Source organism: Shewanella maritima, from assembly GCF_004295345.1.
Lineage (GTDB): Bacteria > Pseudomonadota > Gammaproteobacteria > Enterobacterales > Shewanellaceae > Shewanella > Shewanella maritima.
This window is the reverse complement of sequence record NZ_CP036200.1, coordinates 2,241,241-2,255,926: the sequence shown is the minus strand read 5'-3', so window position 1 is coordinate 2,255,926 and position 14,686 is coordinate 2,241,241. Positions and strand designations below refer to the sequence as shown.

Here is a 14,686-nt window from a genome sequence, read left to right as displayed (position 1 = left end):
CAATAAGTGAACCTTATTGCCGCCACAGATAAATGCGAGTTAATCGACAGAACGCATCACAGGGTATGCCTGATACTGCTTGTCGTAGTAGGGGCTGCGCTGATAGAACCAACTTAGTCGCGCGCGAGGATCATTAGCGAAAGCTTCATCTTGTAGAGCTTTGTCGAACTCAGCTTTTAGTTCAGGTTGCTGCTCAAGCATCTTAGCTGCCATTACCTCAACAGCGTAGCCTTCAATGTATTCAGTACGAGTGAAAATCGTGTTGAACTCACCCCAAAAGAACAAAGAGTCAGGTGCTTGCGGCTCTAGCAGTAACATTGCCAGACGCCCCAATGGCTGAGCAGTATTAACCTTAATTGTGCCAGCGGCGATGTCAGTCGTTTTAACCGTAGAGCTCACTTTAGCTTTGACTGTTTGCCTGCTCTCATAGGCATTGAGGGCAAACTGTGGCTCGCTAAAACGGTAATGCTCAAGCTCTATAGTCATTGGCTTTTCAACAACTTCCATACGTACCCCGTGCAGGGCTAGCGTATCAATCACTTTGGTCCACTGCGCAGGGATATAGTAAGCCGCTGGGCGCGTGACACTGATATCGGCTTTGGTATTACCGTAAACTGGTAGCTGCTCATACACAGTTGGCTTGCCGCTCCAGCGCACTACATCTGCGCCGCTAATTGGGCTTTTCTTTGTTGTGTAACTAATGCCTTTGAAGTCCCAGCCTTGAGGCTGCAGCTCAGATTTCCAGGTGAGGGTTAGGGTGTCTGGATGTTGGTATTTATCTGAGTAGATAGCCGACTTAAGCTCAGTGGCATGTTTGGCAACAGTTTTAAGGGTCTGCTCTAGCATCACATATGTACCAAGCACCCTTTGTTTAAAGGGTTTAAGACTGTGGTTTTCAATCAATACCGTTGGTAGATGGCGCGCATCACCATAGCCGTTTGAGTAGCGTGCGCTTGGGTTCCAATAAGATAAGCCCTTGCTCATATCACCATTATCCATGGCAAAGACTAGTGGCCCTGGAATGTGTCCTTGCTTCGTGAGTTCAGCTTCAACCTCAACACGATAGATATTCTCTAGCCAGTCAAAACTATTAGGGCTGTAGCCTTGTTTAACGTTATAACCAAAGGTGACATCGTATTGGTAGTCGATGCCATCGGTGACATGCACATCAAGGTAAAGGTCGGGTTGCCAAATATTGATGGTGCGTAGCAGGTGCTGCATCTCTGGCGCATCGGCTTTGGCGTAGTCGCGGTTAAGGTTAAGGTTGGTTGCTGTGGTGCGCCAGCCCATATTGACAGGTCCGCGTTGATTAACTCGATTGAACTCGCTGCTACGCTCATGACCATCAACACTTAAAATTGGAATAAACAGCAGATTCACATCATCCAGCAGTGAAGCTTTATCACCTTGAGTGATGTCTCGTAGCAGCATCATGCCAGCATCTTTACCATCAATTTCACCTGAGTGGATACCCGCCTGTACTAACACCTTAGGTTTACGATTTTGATTTAGCTCAGCTGCATTTGTCGCGCCTTGTTTGCTGGCAACAATCATCCAGATATCGCGACCCTGAGGACTTTTACCTATGCTTTGCATATGCAGCATTGGCGAGCTATCGACTAACTTCTCTAACCAGGCAACGGTATCGTCGTAGTTTGGGCTGGTTTTAAAACCCTCTAATTCAAACGGTGTTACCCAGGGATGCTCGTGGCCTTTAAGCAGTTGCTCGCTGTTGCCGTGCCAAGGAATGTAAGCTGGCAAAATTGCATCATTAATGTAGTCATTGGCAATAACAGGCTGCTTATCGCTGTGGTTACTTGCTAAGGGTAAATCGTCATTGGCGAGAAGATTCGATGAGACGGCGAGTGAAATACAGCTAATAAGGCTCAAAGCGAGAGGTTGGCGCAGCATGGTTATCCCTTCAACATGTCTGAAATTAAGCCATCATCTTAGCACTGTTGCGGTGGCAGTAAACTTGATGCTGTCTGCGATTCGGTAAAAAAAATGTAATAAAAAACCCTGAGTTAGCTCAGGGTTTGGTTGTAGCATTTAAAGGAGGTTTAAAGCGTGGTAATTACGCTTTCGGGCCTGCCGCTTTAATTGCATCTGAAACATCATACTTGGCAAAGTTTTCTGAAAACTCTTTACCCAACTGAGCTGCGTACTCTTGATACTTAGCCTTGTCATCCCAGGTGTTGATTGGGTTCAGTAGCGTGCTATCAACATTGGTGATGGCCTTTGGTACTGACAGGTTCAGCTGCTCTAGGTACTCAGTTTCAGCATCTTTTAGCTCGCCAGACACAATCGCATCGACAATCGCGCGAGTGGTAGGAATATCAAAACGTTTACCTGTGCCGTAAGGGCCGCCAGTCCAACCTGTGTTGACGAGATAAACTCGGCTACCGAATGACTCTATACGCTTCATTAATAGCTCAGCGTAAACACCTGCTGGGCGTGGGAAGAATGGCGCGCCGAAACAAGTCGAGAAGGTCGACTGAATCGCTGCAGTTGAGCCCATCTCAGTCGAGCCAACTTTAGCTGTGTAACCTGATAAGAAATGATACGCCGCTTGCTCTTTAGTTAGTACAGATACAGGAGGAAGTACGCCAGACACGTCACAGGTTAGGAAGACCACTGAGTTAGGTTCTGCACCGCGGTTAGCTGCAACGCGCTTTTCGATATGCTCAAGTGGGTAAGCTGCGCGGCTGTTCTCGGTAAGCGTGGTGTCGCTGTAATCAGGTGTACGAGTGTCATCTAAGGTTACGTTTTCAAGCACAGTACCAAAGCGGATTGCATCCCAAATCACTGGCTCGTTTTTCTGGCTCAGGTCGATACATTTAGCGTAGCAACCGCCTTCGATGTTAAACACGCCGCCTGGTGCCCAGCCGTGCTCATCGTCACCAATTAATAGGCGTTTTGGATCTGCTGACAGCGTGGTTTTACCTGTGCCAGATAAACCAAAGAATAATGTGGTGTCGCCATCGTGACCTACGTTGGCCGAGCAGTGCATTGGCAGAACGCCTTTGGCTGGCAGTAGGAAGTTTTGTACGGAGAACATCGATTTTTTCATTTCGCCCGCATATTTAAGGCCAGCGAGTAGCACCTTGCGCTCTGCGAAGTTAATGATCACTGTGGCTTCAGAGTTTGTCCCATCGCGCTCAGGCTCACACACAAAACCTGGGGCATTGATGATTTGCCAAACTGGCTTGTCACCACGGTTAAACTCAGTTGGTGTGATAAATAAGTTGCGAGCAAAGATTTGGTGCCATGCATATTCGGTAGTGACTTGCAGCGGCAGGTAATGTTCATCGTCAGCACCCACTTCAAGCTCAGAGCGGAATAGCTCATTCTTTTGCGCTAGATAGTCAGACACTCGTGCCCAAAGCGCATCGAATTTACCTGCATCGAAAGGGCGGTTGACCTTACCCCACTCGATTTCGTTTTCAGTGCCTGGCTCCTTAACAATGAAACGATCATTCGGCGAGCGACCTGTACGCTCACCAGTTTTCGCGACTAGCGCACCATTTGCAGTCAGTTGGCCTTCGTTGCGAGCTAGGGCTAGTTCAACAAGTTGCGCAGAGGTTAGGTTGAGGTGAACGCGGTTTTGAACATCCGCCATAGTGTCAATCTCCGTATAAGTGTTAGGTCGTTTTCTAGTGAGGGGAAGCCTCACAACTGCATCGCGCCGAGATTATTATTTTTGTTCGCCTGAGCTTAATGACTCTTAATTGGCGTGCGTTTTTGTGCTGTAGCTCTCGGTTGTACAATTGTAACTTATGTTAGGTAGATGATGGCATACAGTTTGGTAATTATTTTGAAAGTTTTTCGTGATAAAGCAGGTTAGATTGGCATGGATAGCAAAAAGGCACCGTTTTGGTGCCTTTTTTGGTAACTGTTGCTGTAAATGAGATCATTTTAGGTCGATCTATTTACGCGTAGCGTTTACTGTGCAGGAGTATCCGTTGTTGGGCTATCAGCAAAAATTGCAGCGACATCAATGGCGTCGAATTTATAGGTTGCTGAGCAGTACTCACAACCCATTACGATTTCACCGTCTTGCGCAATAATGCTGTCAACTTCTGTCTTTGCTAGTGTGCGCAGTGCCGCCGAAGTACGCTCGCGAGAACAACTACATTTGAATGTAACGTCGTCGCCATCAAATAGACGCACATCTTCTTCATGGTATAGGCGGTGCAGCACTTCAGTTGCTGGTAGCTCAAACAGTTCTTGCTGCTTAATCGTGGTGGTTAGCGTGGTTAAGTGCTCAAAGTCTTCATTATTGTCTTTGTCAGACGGTAATACCTGTAACAACATTCCTGCAGCTTGCTTACCGTCAGCAAATAGCTTGATTTGAGTTGGTAGCTGCTCAGATTGATTGAAGTATTCTTCTAGGCAGGCTGCAAGGTCGGCATGCTCAAGCGAGACGATACCCTGATAGCGCTCGCCCTCAGTTGGGGTTAGCGTGATCACCATATAACCCTTACCGAAAAGTTCGCTGAGCGAAGCCGTGTCTGCTAGCTCACCCTTCCAGCGCGCAACACCACGTAACTCAAGATCACTATTACCATTGATCACTGCGAGTGAAACCGGACCGTCACCTTGTAGTTGCACACTGATATCGCCAGAAAACTTAATCGTGGCAGATAATAGTGAGGTTGCAACTAATAGCTCACCTAGGATTTTCTGCAGTACCACTGGGTAGTTATTTGCTGCCAATATTTGTTGGTAGCTTTGCTCTAGCTGCGCGATTTCACCGCGCACATCTAGGTTGTCAAAAACAAAACGGTGTAATGTATCTTTGTTCATCATGTCTCTCGTACATATCTGCTGCACATCTTTCATGTACATATAGGCGCGTTAAAGGGTTTTAAAGCGCATAATTTGTCTACGTTGCTTTTTATCCGGTTTATTTTCTGGTGCCGGATTATTGAGAATGTTGAGGCGGCGAGCTTCTGCATTGAAGGCGCGCTTACTCTCGCTCTCTGCGGTTTCGCGATATAGGGTTTGAGCGATGGCAGCCTTTTGCCGCTGCTCTGATAATTTTTCGATTACGACTTCTTTGTCATCATAGCCTTGGCGTAAACGCAAGGTCGCGCCAATTTCGGCATTTTTACTCGATTTGACTCTTTGACCGTTATAGTGAACTTTTCCGCCATTGATCATGTCTTTTGCTATAGAACGAGTTTTATAAAAGCGGGCGGCCCATAACCATTTATCGAGACGGACTTGAAGTTTGTCATCTTTGCTATTACTACTCATAGAATCTCCTGAAACTGGGATGAGTTCACAAGCTGAGTCATTTCCTAGTCATACTTTTTGGGTATAATCGCAAAACTCGCCTCTGTGCATAGCGTTTTTAGGCGCGCAAAGTTAACATATTTTGCGCATATTCGCCAATCCGCAAGCGGATGTGCACTTGTTGCAAAACGCCGCGTGGGTTAGCATGAGAAGTTATTACTTAATAAAAAATGAATATAATAAAAGAGACCTTGCCCTTACTATGCGCTAATAGGGTGAAATAACTTATGGATTTACTCGATAAACTAGTCGCTAAAGCCGCAACTGTGCCGCAAAAGCCCCTTAGTAACCTACTATTTATGTTGGGTTTGGTGCTGGCATTAATGCTAGCCGCGCAAATCACATGGAAGTTGGTTCCTGTGCCAAAAGACAATACTCGTTGGAGCCCAACGCCAGTCACTAGCAATCAAGCCGGTGGCAGTATTGACCTGAGTGCCGTTCACAAATTGTCCTTGTTTGGCGATGCCGATGCAGAAGCTGCCCAACCTAAAGTCGAGCAGGTAGAGCAGATTACCGACGCGCCTAAAACTAACCTTTCGATTCAGCTTACCGGTGTTGTTGCCTCAACTGCGCAAACTAAAGGTTTAGCTGTGATTGAGTCTAGCGGCAGCCAAGAAACCTATAGCCTAGGTGATAAAATCAAAGGCACCTCAGCCTCATTAAAAGAAGTCTATGCTGACCGCATTATTATCTCTAACGCTGGTCGCTACGAGACCTTGATGCTTGATGGTCTTAAGTACACTACCAACAGTGCAGCAAATGATTCTTTGCAACAAGCTAAGACCAAGCAAAAGGTTCAGAAGTTAGATAAGCGCAATAGCGCAATTTCAGAAACCATTGCTGAGTCTCGCGCTGAGTTACTTGCTGATCCAAGCAAAATTACCGAATACATTGCAATTTCACCGGTTAGAAAAGGCGAAGAAATTGCAGGATATCGCTTAAACCCTGGTAAAGATCGTGACCTATTTAAACAGGCCGGTTTTAAAGCCAACGACTTAGCGAAATCGATAAATGGATACGACCTGACCGATATGAGTCAGGGATTAGAAGTGATGGCGCAATTGCCGGAGTTAACCGAAATGTCAGTCATGGTTGAACGTGAAGGGCAATTGGTCGAAATCATGTTTAGTTTGCCAGAGCAATAACTGGCAGTAGGGGAAGAATAAATGAATAACGCAGGTATTCGACGCAAAGTCATCGCAGGCCTCATTGCAGGCGCTGCCCTATTTGCTTCGCAACCAACTTGGTCAGATCAATATGCGGCCAACTTTAAGGGCACTGACATCCAAGAATTTATCAACATCGTTGGTAAAAACCTTAACAAAACCATCATTGTTGACCCTACTGTACGTGGCAAAATTAATGTCCGTAGTTATGACCTTTTAGATGATGAGCAATATTACCAGTTCTTCTTAAACGTGCTGCAAGTCTACGGCTACGCAGTGGTTGAGATGGACAACCAAGTCATCAAGGTGATCAAAGACAAAGACGCTAAAACTGCTGCTATCCGTGTAGCCGATGATGACCGTCCAGGTCTAGGTGATGAAATGGTCACCCGCATTGTTGCGCTATATAACACTGAGGCAAAACAGCTTGCGCCATTACTACGTCAGCTCAACGATAACGCTGGCGGCGGTAACGTTGTTAACTACGACCCATCAAATGTATTAATGATCACAGGCCGCGCTGAAGTCGTAAATAAGCTGGTTGAGATTGTTCGCCGCGTCGACAAGCAAGGTGACACTGAAGTAGAAGTGGTTTCACTGCAATATGCCTCAGCTGGTGAAATTGTGCGTATTGTTGATACCTTGTACCGCGCTAATGCCAAGCAAGCTCAGTTGCCAGGACAAGCACCTAAAGTGGTTGCAGATGAACGCATTAACGCCGTGGTTGTTAGTGGTGATGAAAAAAGCCGCTCACGTGTAGTTGAATTGATTAAGCGTTTAGACTCAGAGCAAGCCAATACCGGCAATACTAAGGTACGTTACCTACGTTATGCTAACGCCGAAGACTTAGTTGAAGTGCTAACCGGTTTTGCCAAAAAGCTTGAAAACGACCAAGACAGCGGTCAGCAATCTGGCGGCAGCAAGCGCCGCAATGAGATTAATATTATGGCGCACACCGACACCAATGCCTTGGTTATAAGTGCTGAGCCAGATCAATTACGTACTATTGAAAGTGTTATTAACCAGCTAGATATTCGCCGTGCTCAGGTATTGGTTGAAGCGATTATTGTAGAAGTAGCTGAAGGGGATGACGTTGGCTTTGGTATTCAGTGGGCAACAGAAGCCGGTGGTGGTACGCAGTTTAACAACTTAGGTCCAACCATTGGTGAGATTGGCGCGGGTATTTGGCAAGCTCAGCCAACGGACGGTTCGACTGTTTGTAATGACGGTACTTGTACTGAAAACCCAGAGCAACGCGGTGATATCACTTTGCTTGCCTCTGCGTTAGGTAAAGTGAACGGTATGGCATGGGGTGTGGCAATGGGCGACTTTGGTGCGCTTATTCAAGCTGTGTCGAGCGATACGACTTCAAACGTACTAGCAACACCTTCGATTACTACGTTAGATAACCAAGAAGCATCGTTCATCGTGGGTGATGAAGTACCAATTCTTACCGGGGCGCAAAACTCAAGCAACGGCAACTCTAACCCGTTCCAAACCGTTGAACGTAAAGAAGTGGGTGTGAAGCTAAAAGTTGTACCACAAATTAACGAAGGCACTTCAGTTAAACTCACTATTGAGCAAGAAGTATCAGGCATTAATGGTAAAACCGGCGTCGACGTTACCTTTGCTACTCGTCGTTTAACAACAACCGTTATGGCCGACTCAGGTCAAATTGTTGTGCTAGGCGGTCTGATTAATGAAGAAGTGCAAGAAAGTGTGCAAAAGGTACCTTTCTTAGGCGACCTACCAATCATTGGACACTTATTTAAGTCATCGTCTAGCGGTAAGAAAAAGCGCAACCTAATGGTATTTATCAAGCCGACGATTGTTCGTGACGGTATTACCATGGAAGGTGTAGCAGGTCGCAAGTACAACTATTTCCGTGCATTGCAACTTGAACAACAAGAGCGTGGCGTTAACCTAATGCCGCAAACTACTGTGCCTGTGTTAGAAGAGTGGGACCAAGAAGCTTACCTACCTGATGACGTAAACAGGGTATTAGAAGGTTATAAGTCTGGTGAAGGACTAAAAACCGAGATGCGCGAAACAGACGCGACATTAAAAGCACTTGAAGAGAGTAAGCAAAAGTCCAACTCTCAAGATACAGAAAGTGGTAACTAATTATGAGTGAAGCGACAGAAGCAGAAGCGCTTGCTCAGGTTTCTAGTGAGCTAGCGATGGAAGTGGAAGGCGATGAAGTCTTTCACTCTGACAGCAAAGAGCAACTGCCGTTTGCGTTTTCTCATCGCTTTCACTTAGTGCTAGCAAAAGAAGAAGACCAACTGCATCTGTACTACACAGATGAAACGCCGCTATCGGCCATGTTAGAAGTGCGCCGTTATACTGGCGCTGATCTGCAAGTGACCAAGCTTGATAGCAGTGTGTTCGAGTCAAAGCTAACTAAGACATTCCAGGCCAATTCGTCTGAAGCGCAGCAATTGATGGAAGACCTCGGCAACGAGATGGACTTGTTCACCCTTGCTGAAGAGCTACCTCAAACCGAAGATCTACTTGAAGGCGATGACGACGCGCCAATTATTAAGCTGATCAATGCGCTGCTGTCTGAGGCAATTAAAGAAGAAGCCTCGGATATTCACGTTGAAACCTACGAGAAACAACTGGTCGTGCGTTTCCGTGTTGATGGCGTACTAAAAGAAGTATTGAAACCTAACCGTAAGCTGTCATCGCTGCTGGTATCGCGTATTAAGGTTATGGCGCGTCTTGATATCGCCGAAAAACGTGTACCGCAAGATGGCCGTATCTCACTGCGTATTGCCGGTCGCGCGGTAGACGTACGTGTATCGACCATGCCATCAAGCCACGGTGAGCGCGTGGTGATGCGTCTTCTGGATAAAAACACCGGCAACCTAGACTTACAACAGCTAGGTATGACACCGACAATCCGCGATCAATTCGACCAGCTTATTCGTAAGCCACACGGCATTATTTTGGTGACCGGTCCAACCGGTTCGGGTAAGAGTACCACCTTGTATGCAGGTCTTACCGAGATTAACTCTAAAGACACCAACATTCTGACCGTTGAAGACCCAATCGAGTACGAGCTTGAAGGTATTGGTCAAACTCAGGTGAATACCAAGGTTGATATGACCTTTGCTCGCGGTCTACGCGCTATTCTACGTCAAGACCCTGACGTGGTGATGATTGGTGAGATCCGTGACCTTGAAACCGCGCAAATTGCGGTGCAAGCATCATTAACTGGTCACTTGGTGATCTCTACTTTACATACCAACACCGCATCAGGCGCAATCACTCGTTTGCAAGATATGGGTGTTGAGCCATTCCTAGTTTCATCAAGCTTACTTGGGGTACTGGCCCAGCGTCTTATTCGTACCCTATGTGAAGACTGTAAAGAAGCCCACGAGCCTGATGAGCGTGAACGCGAGCTATTAGGCATTACAGCCAATGATACTCGTCAAATCTACCGCGCTACCGGTTGTAAGAAGTGTGGCTATAACGGCTATCGCGGCCGTACCGGTATTCATGAGCTGCTGACCGTTGATGACAATGTGCGTGAGCTTATTCACGGCGGCAAAGGTGAATTAGCGATTGAGAAATACATTCGCACAATGGTGCCGAGTATTCGTCATGATGGTATGAGCAAGGTACTTGATGGCATCACTACACTTGAAGAAGTGCTACGCGTAACCCGCGAGGAATAATCAATGGCAGCGTTTGAGTACAAAGCCCTTGATAAAAAAGGCAAGCAAACTAAAGGTGTGGTTGAAGCTGACACTGCACGCCATGCTCGCAGTCAGTTGCGCGATCAAGGCTTAATGCCGTTAGAGATCCAGCAGGTTAACGACAAAGAATCGCAAGCGGCAAAAGGTGGTTTTAGTTTAGGTTCGCTGTTTAAACAGCGCATTTCGGTTGCTGAGCTCGCATTGATCACGCGCCAAATCTCAACCCTTGTTGCTGCTGGCTTACCTATTGAGGAAGCGCTAAAAGCTGTGGGGCAACAGTCTGAAAAGGCTCGCCTTGGCAGTATGGTGATGGCAGTGCGCTCACGGGTAGTCGAAGGTTATAGCCTTGCCGATTCCATGGCCGAGTTCCCCCACGTTTTTGACGACTTATACCGAGCTATGGTGGCATCGGGTGAAAAATCGGGACATTTAGATGTGGTACTTAATCGCCTTGCTGATTACACCGAGCGCCGTCAACAGCTTAAATCTAAGCTGACTCAAGCGATGATTTACCCAATTGTACTGACGATAGTGGCGATCAGCGTGATTTCCGTGTTGCTTGCTGCAGTAGTGCCTAAGGTTGTTGGTCAGTTTGAGCATATGGGGCAAGACTTGCCGGGCACCACACAGTTTTTGATCTTGGCGTCAGATTTTGTCAAAGATTACGGTCTGATTATTTTAGGCGTGATTATGGCTGTAGTGGTGGTGACTCAGCGTTTGCTTAAAAAGCCAAATCTGCGGATGAAGTACGATACAGCACTGCTAAAAATGCCGGTTATTGGCAAGGTCAGTCGAAGCATTAATACCGCGCGTTTTGCCCGTACACTTAGCATTTTGTCGGCAAGCTCTGTGCCCCTGCTTGACGGTATGCGTATTGCCAGTGAAGTACTGCAAAACGTAAAAGTGCGCGCAGCGGTGGATGTAGCAACTTCTAGGGTGCGCGAAGGTACCAGTTTAGGTGCGGCGCTAACGCAAACGAAACTTTTCCCTGCCATGATGCTCTATATGATTGCATCCGGTGAAAAAAGTGGTCAGCTAGAGAGCATGCTTGAGCGGGCGGCGGATAACCAGGACCGCGAGTTTGAGTCCAACGTTAATATCGCCCTTGGCGTGTTTGAGCCAGCGCTGGTTGTCAGTATGGCGTCAGTGGTGCTGTTTATCGTGATGGCGATTTTGCAGCCAATTTTAGAGCTCAACAATTTAATTAGTTAAGCGACTGTGGTGATTGGTGATAGAGTGCTGTAATTCTTGTGGCATCAACAACGGCAGTTAAACCGAATCGTAATGGCGATAGCGCCAACGAGTGTAAAGAGGAAAGTAGTCAATGCAAATGAACAATAAGCAACGTGGTTTTACCCTGTTAGAGGTAATGGTTGTTATCGTAATCCTAGGTATTTTGGCATCTATGGTGGTACCAAACCTAATGGGTAACAAAGATAAAGCTGACCAACAAAAAGCCGTTTCAGACATCGTTGCGCTGGAAAATGCACTAGATATGTATCGCCTAGATAATGGTGTATACCCAACTACAGAGCAAGGCTTAGATGCACTAGTGCAAAAGCCAACGTCGTCGCCTGAGCCACGTAATTACCGCGACGGTGGTTATGTTAAGCGTCTGCCGCAAGACCCATGGCGCAATGACTACTTGCTAATGAGCCCAGGTGAAAACGGTCGTATCGACATTTTCTCAGCTGGTCCTGACATGCAAGCAGGCACTGAAGATGATATCGGTAACTGGAATCTACAGAACTTTCAGTAAATGACCCATCAACGTCAATCTGGTTTCACCCTACTTGAAGTCCTATTAGTTGCACTGCTAATGGGACTTGCTGCGACTGCAGTCACTTTAACAATGAACAATGCTGGCCCTAAGCAAGCATTGGATAAAGAGGCGCAGCAGTTTTTGGTGGCAACTGAGATGATCATTGATGAAGCTGTACTTAGTGGCAGCTTTGTAGGCATCGTGATTGACGATCATGAATATCAGTTTGTGTATTTTCATGAGCAAAAGTGGCAGCCGATTGTGCTTGATAGGCTGAACACGTCAAAACAGTTAGACGAAAACATCGAGCTAAGCTTGGTCCTTGATGGTATGCCGTTAGTGCAAGGCGATGAAGAAGAGGACGAGTCTTGGTTTGATGAGCCATTTATTGATGGCAAAAGCGAAGAAGAAAAAAAGAAGAACCCTGAGCCACAAATATTGTTGTTCCCAAGCGGTGAGTTAACCCCGTTTGAGTTAACGTTTTCGCTGGTGGGTAATACCAGTCGCGACAACTTTGATGCCTTGGTTAGCGGCGATGCACTTGGCAGGCTAACCCTAGGACGCTTTGATGATTTCTAATTCGTTGCTGTCACACCAAAAGCAACAAGGCATGACATTACTTGAAGTGATTGTTGCCCTTGCGGTGTTTTCTATTGCTGCGGTTGCCATTGTAAAAAGCCTCGGCGAGCAAATGGCCAATATGCCCATTCTAGAGCAGCGCACTTTGGCGCAATGGGTAGCTAGTAACCAAATGGTCGATGCCAGACTCACCAAGGATTTTCCTGATATCGGCCAGAAAACAGGTCAAGAAGAATTAGCTGGAAAAGAGTGGTACTGGCGCAGAGATGTAATTAAAACCACTGACGCCAAATTTAGAATGATCCGCATTACCGTTAGTGATGATGAGCGCTTCAAAAGGGTTGCGGCTCAGGTAAGTAGTTATGTGCATGACCCTAGTTCATAAACGTAAAAAGCGCGCAGCAGGCTTTACCTTGCTGGAAATGCTGGTGGCAATTGCCATTTTTGCCATGTTGGGTTTGGCGGCAAACTCTGTGCTGCAGACGGTTATGAGCAATGACGAAACCACAGCGGCATTTTCCAAGCGACTAAAAGCGCTACAACAAGGTTTTGGTGTGCTCGAGCGTGACCTTGGACAAATGGTAGCGCGCACCTTAAGACCGGTGTCAGGCGATAGAACAACGTCGTTTTTCCAGCATGGCGATAACATGCTCGAATCGGAAACCGAAGCCTTGGCATTTTATCGCCTCGGTTGGCTTAATCCAGATGGTTTGTTGCCACGCGGTAGCTTACAAAGCGTGGCTTACGTGGTGCAAGAAGGGCGCTTAGAGCGTTGGTATTATCCTTACCCTGAGCCTGTTGCAGGTGCTGAGCCACTTAAAAGCATCATTATTGAGAATGTGTTGGAAGTGAAATATTCCTTCTATCTCAATGATAAGTGGGAAACCACCGTCAGTGGTAGTGAGATGCCTAAAGCGATTGCTATGCAGCTTGAGGTCGAAGGGCTTGGCATTATTGAGCGGCGCTTTTTGTTATCTGCTGGCGCGCCAGCAGATGGTAGCAACAATAACAACAATAATGGCGGTAACTCGGGCAACAATGGTGGTAACTCGGGTGGCAATTCTGGTAGTGGCGGCAATTCGGGAAATAACTCGGGTGGTGGCAACAACAATACTGGTGGTGGCTGATGAATAGAATGCACCTCAAACCACCAATGCAGTTAGGCAAACAACGTGGCGTAGCCTTGATCTTTGTGATTTTGATTGTTGCCATGGTATCGATTATTGCCACCAATATTTCTGGTCGTAATCAACTGTCTATGCGCCGTACGCTAAATTTAGCGCAGTATGATCAAGCATATTGGTATGCCATCTCTGCTGAGCAGTTAGCGATGAAAGTGCTAAAGCAAGACATGGAAGACGCTAATGGCACAGTGCACAGACAGCAGTATTGGGCATTAACAGACGTGGTGTTCCCAGCTGAGCAAGGTGAAATAGCAGGTAGCATTAGTGATATGCGCGCCTGTTTTAATCTAAATGCCGTGTCGCAGCCATCGCCTGGCAACCAAAATGGTCAACCGCAGTTGTCTGTGGCAGCTACACAATATAAGGGTTTGCTAGTTGCATTAGGTATGGATGAGTTTGCCGCAGAGCGCTTAACTCATACTTTAAAAGATTATCTTGATGAAGATACGGTAGCCAGCCCGTATGGCGCTGAAGACTCTGAATACGAGTCGCGTGATGTGCCATATCGCGCTGCGAATACCTTAATGCAGCATCGCAGCGAATTGCGTGCTGTGATTGGTTACGCACAGAAAACCTATCAGGTACTCATGCCTTATGTGTGCGCCGTACCCGGTGATAATCGCCAGCTACTTAATGTTAACACCCTTGAGGTTGAGCAAGCCGCACTGATGGTAGGCATGATGGACGGCAAAATCAGCCTAAGTGATGCTGAAAGTGTGATCAACCAGCGCCCAGGTGATGGTTTTGAGTCGATTCAAGACTTTTGGAGCAATTCGGTACTTGCCAATGTGCAAATCGATGCAGCACTTAAGTCGAGTTTTGTGGTCGATAGCAATTATTTTTTATTAAACGCAGGCGCTAAGGTAGACAACGCCATCTTTAAGTTGGACAGTGTCCTTAAGCGTAGCGGTAACAATTTTGAAGTGATCACCAGACAATACGGTGGTCAGCAGTAATGAAAGCTCAAGCAACAAAGAATAAATACCAGTAATT

General features: G+C 46.7%; 13 protein-coding genes. 9 read left to right on the top strand and 4 right to left on the bottom strand.

Annotated elements, in window-relative coordinates:
* Nucleotides 1–39 precede the first annotated feature (39 nt).
* The 4 genes from EXU30_RS09595 to hslR all read right to left on the bottom strand — a co-directional run bounded on the left by EXU30_RS09595 (nucleotide 40) and on the right by hslR (nucleotide 5,259).
* A complete protein-coding gene (locus EXU30_RS09595; RefSeq protein WP_130599529.1) occupies nucleotides 40–1,911 on the bottom strand; it encodes a M14 family metallopeptidase in 1,872 nt (623 codons plus the stop codon).
* A gap of 163 nt (nucleotides 1,912–2,074) precedes the next feature.
* Complete coding sequence (locus tag EXU30_RS09590; RefSeq protein WP_130599527.1) at nucleotides 2,075–3,619, bottom strand: phosphoenolpyruvate carboxykinase; 1,545 nt, start codon at nucleotides 3,617–3,619, stop codon at nucleotides 2,075–2,077.
* A gap of 323 nt (nucleotides 3,620–3,942) precedes the next feature.
* Nucleotides 3,943–4,806: an Hsp33 family molecular chaperone HslO gene (gene hslO / locus EXU30_RS09585; RefSeq protein ID WP_130603385.1), complete on the bottom strand. Its 864-nt coding sequence runs from the start codon at nucleotides 4,804–4,806 to the stop codon at nucleotides 3,943–3,945.
* Nucleotides 4,807–4,857: 51 nt separating this feature from the next.
* A complete protein-coding gene (gene hslR, locus EXU30_RS09580; RefSeq protein WP_130599525.1) occupies nucleotides 4,858–5,259 on the bottom strand; it encodes a ribosome-associated heat shock protein Hsp15 in 402 nt (133 codons plus the stop codon).
* A gap of 266 nt (nucleotides 5,260–5,525) precedes the next feature.
* On the opposite strand from hslR, the gene gspC reads away from it, so the two are divergent.
* The 9 genes from gspC to gspK all read left to right on the top strand — a co-directional run bounded on the left by gspC (nucleotide 5,526) and on the right by gspK (nucleotide 14,649).
* Entirely contained in the window at nucleotides 5,526–6,443 is a 918-nt protein-coding gene (gene gspC / locus EXU30_RS09575; RefSeq protein WP_130599523.1) for a type II secretion system protein GspC, read from the top strand.
* Between the two features lie 21 nt (nucleotides 6,444–6,464).
* Nucleotides 6,465–8,588, top strand: coding sequence for a type II secretion system secretin GspD (gene gspD / locus EXU30_RS09570; RefSeq protein WP_130599521.1), 2,124 nt, complete (start codon nucleotides 6,465–6,467; stop codon nucleotides 8,586–8,588).
* Between the two features lie 2 nt (nucleotides 8,589–8,590).
* Complete coding sequence (gene gspE, locus EXU30_RS09565) at nucleotides 8,591–10,147, top strand: type II secretion system ATPase GspE (RefSeq protein ID WP_130599519.1); 1,557 nt, start codon at nucleotides 8,591–8,593, stop codon at nucleotides 10,145–10,147.
* A gap of 3 nt (nucleotides 10,148–10,150) precedes the next feature.
* Nucleotides 10,151–11,380 carry a type II secretion system inner membrane protein GspF gene (gene gspF / locus EXU30_RS09560; RefSeq protein WP_130599517.1) on the top strand — a complete coding sequence of 410 codons (1,230 nt, stop codon included), beginning with the start codon at nucleotides 10,151–10,153 and terminating at the stop codon, nucleotides 11,378–11,380.
* Nucleotides 11,381–11,492: 112 nt separating this feature from the next.
* Nucleotides 11,493–11,927, top strand: a complete 435-nt coding sequence (gspG, locus tag EXU30_RS09555) for a type II secretion system major pseudopilin GspG (protein ID WP_130599515.1) — start codon at nucleotides 11,493–11,495, stop codon at nucleotides 11,925–11,927.
* A complete protein-coding gene (gene gspH / locus EXU30_RS09550; RefSeq protein WP_130599513.1) occupies nucleotides 11,928–12,509 on the top strand; it encodes a type II secretion system minor pseudopilin GspH in 582 nt (193 codons plus the stop codon).
* Nucleotides 12,499–12,894 carry a type II secretion system minor pseudopilin GspI gene (gene gspI, locus EXU30_RS09545; RefSeq protein ID WP_130599511.1) on the top strand — a complete coding sequence of 132 codons (396 nt, stop codon included), beginning with the start codon at nucleotides 12,499–12,501 and terminating at the stop codon, nucleotides 12,892–12,894. The genes gspH and gspI overlap by 11 nt, the downstream gene beginning before the upstream one ends.
* Nucleotides 12,872–13,636 (top strand): type II secretion system minor pseudopilin GspJ, encoded by a 765-nt coding sequence (gene gspJ / locus EXU30_RS09540; protein ID WP_423213368.1) that lies wholly within the window; start codon nucleotides 12,872–12,874, stop codon nucleotides 13,634–13,636. The genes gspI and gspJ overlap by 23 nt, the downstream gene beginning before the upstream one ends.
* The gene (gene gspK, locus EXU30_RS09535) at nucleotides 13,636–14,649 is read left to right on the top strand and encodes a type II secretion system minor pseudopilin GspK (protein WP_242620375.1); all 1,014 of its coding nucleotides are present in this window, start codon (nucleotides 13,636–13,638) and stop codon (nucleotides 14,647–14,649) included. Before gspJ ends, gspK begins: the two co-directional genes overlap by 1 nt.
* The last annotated feature ends 37 nt before the right edge of the window (nucleotides 14,650–14,686 follow it).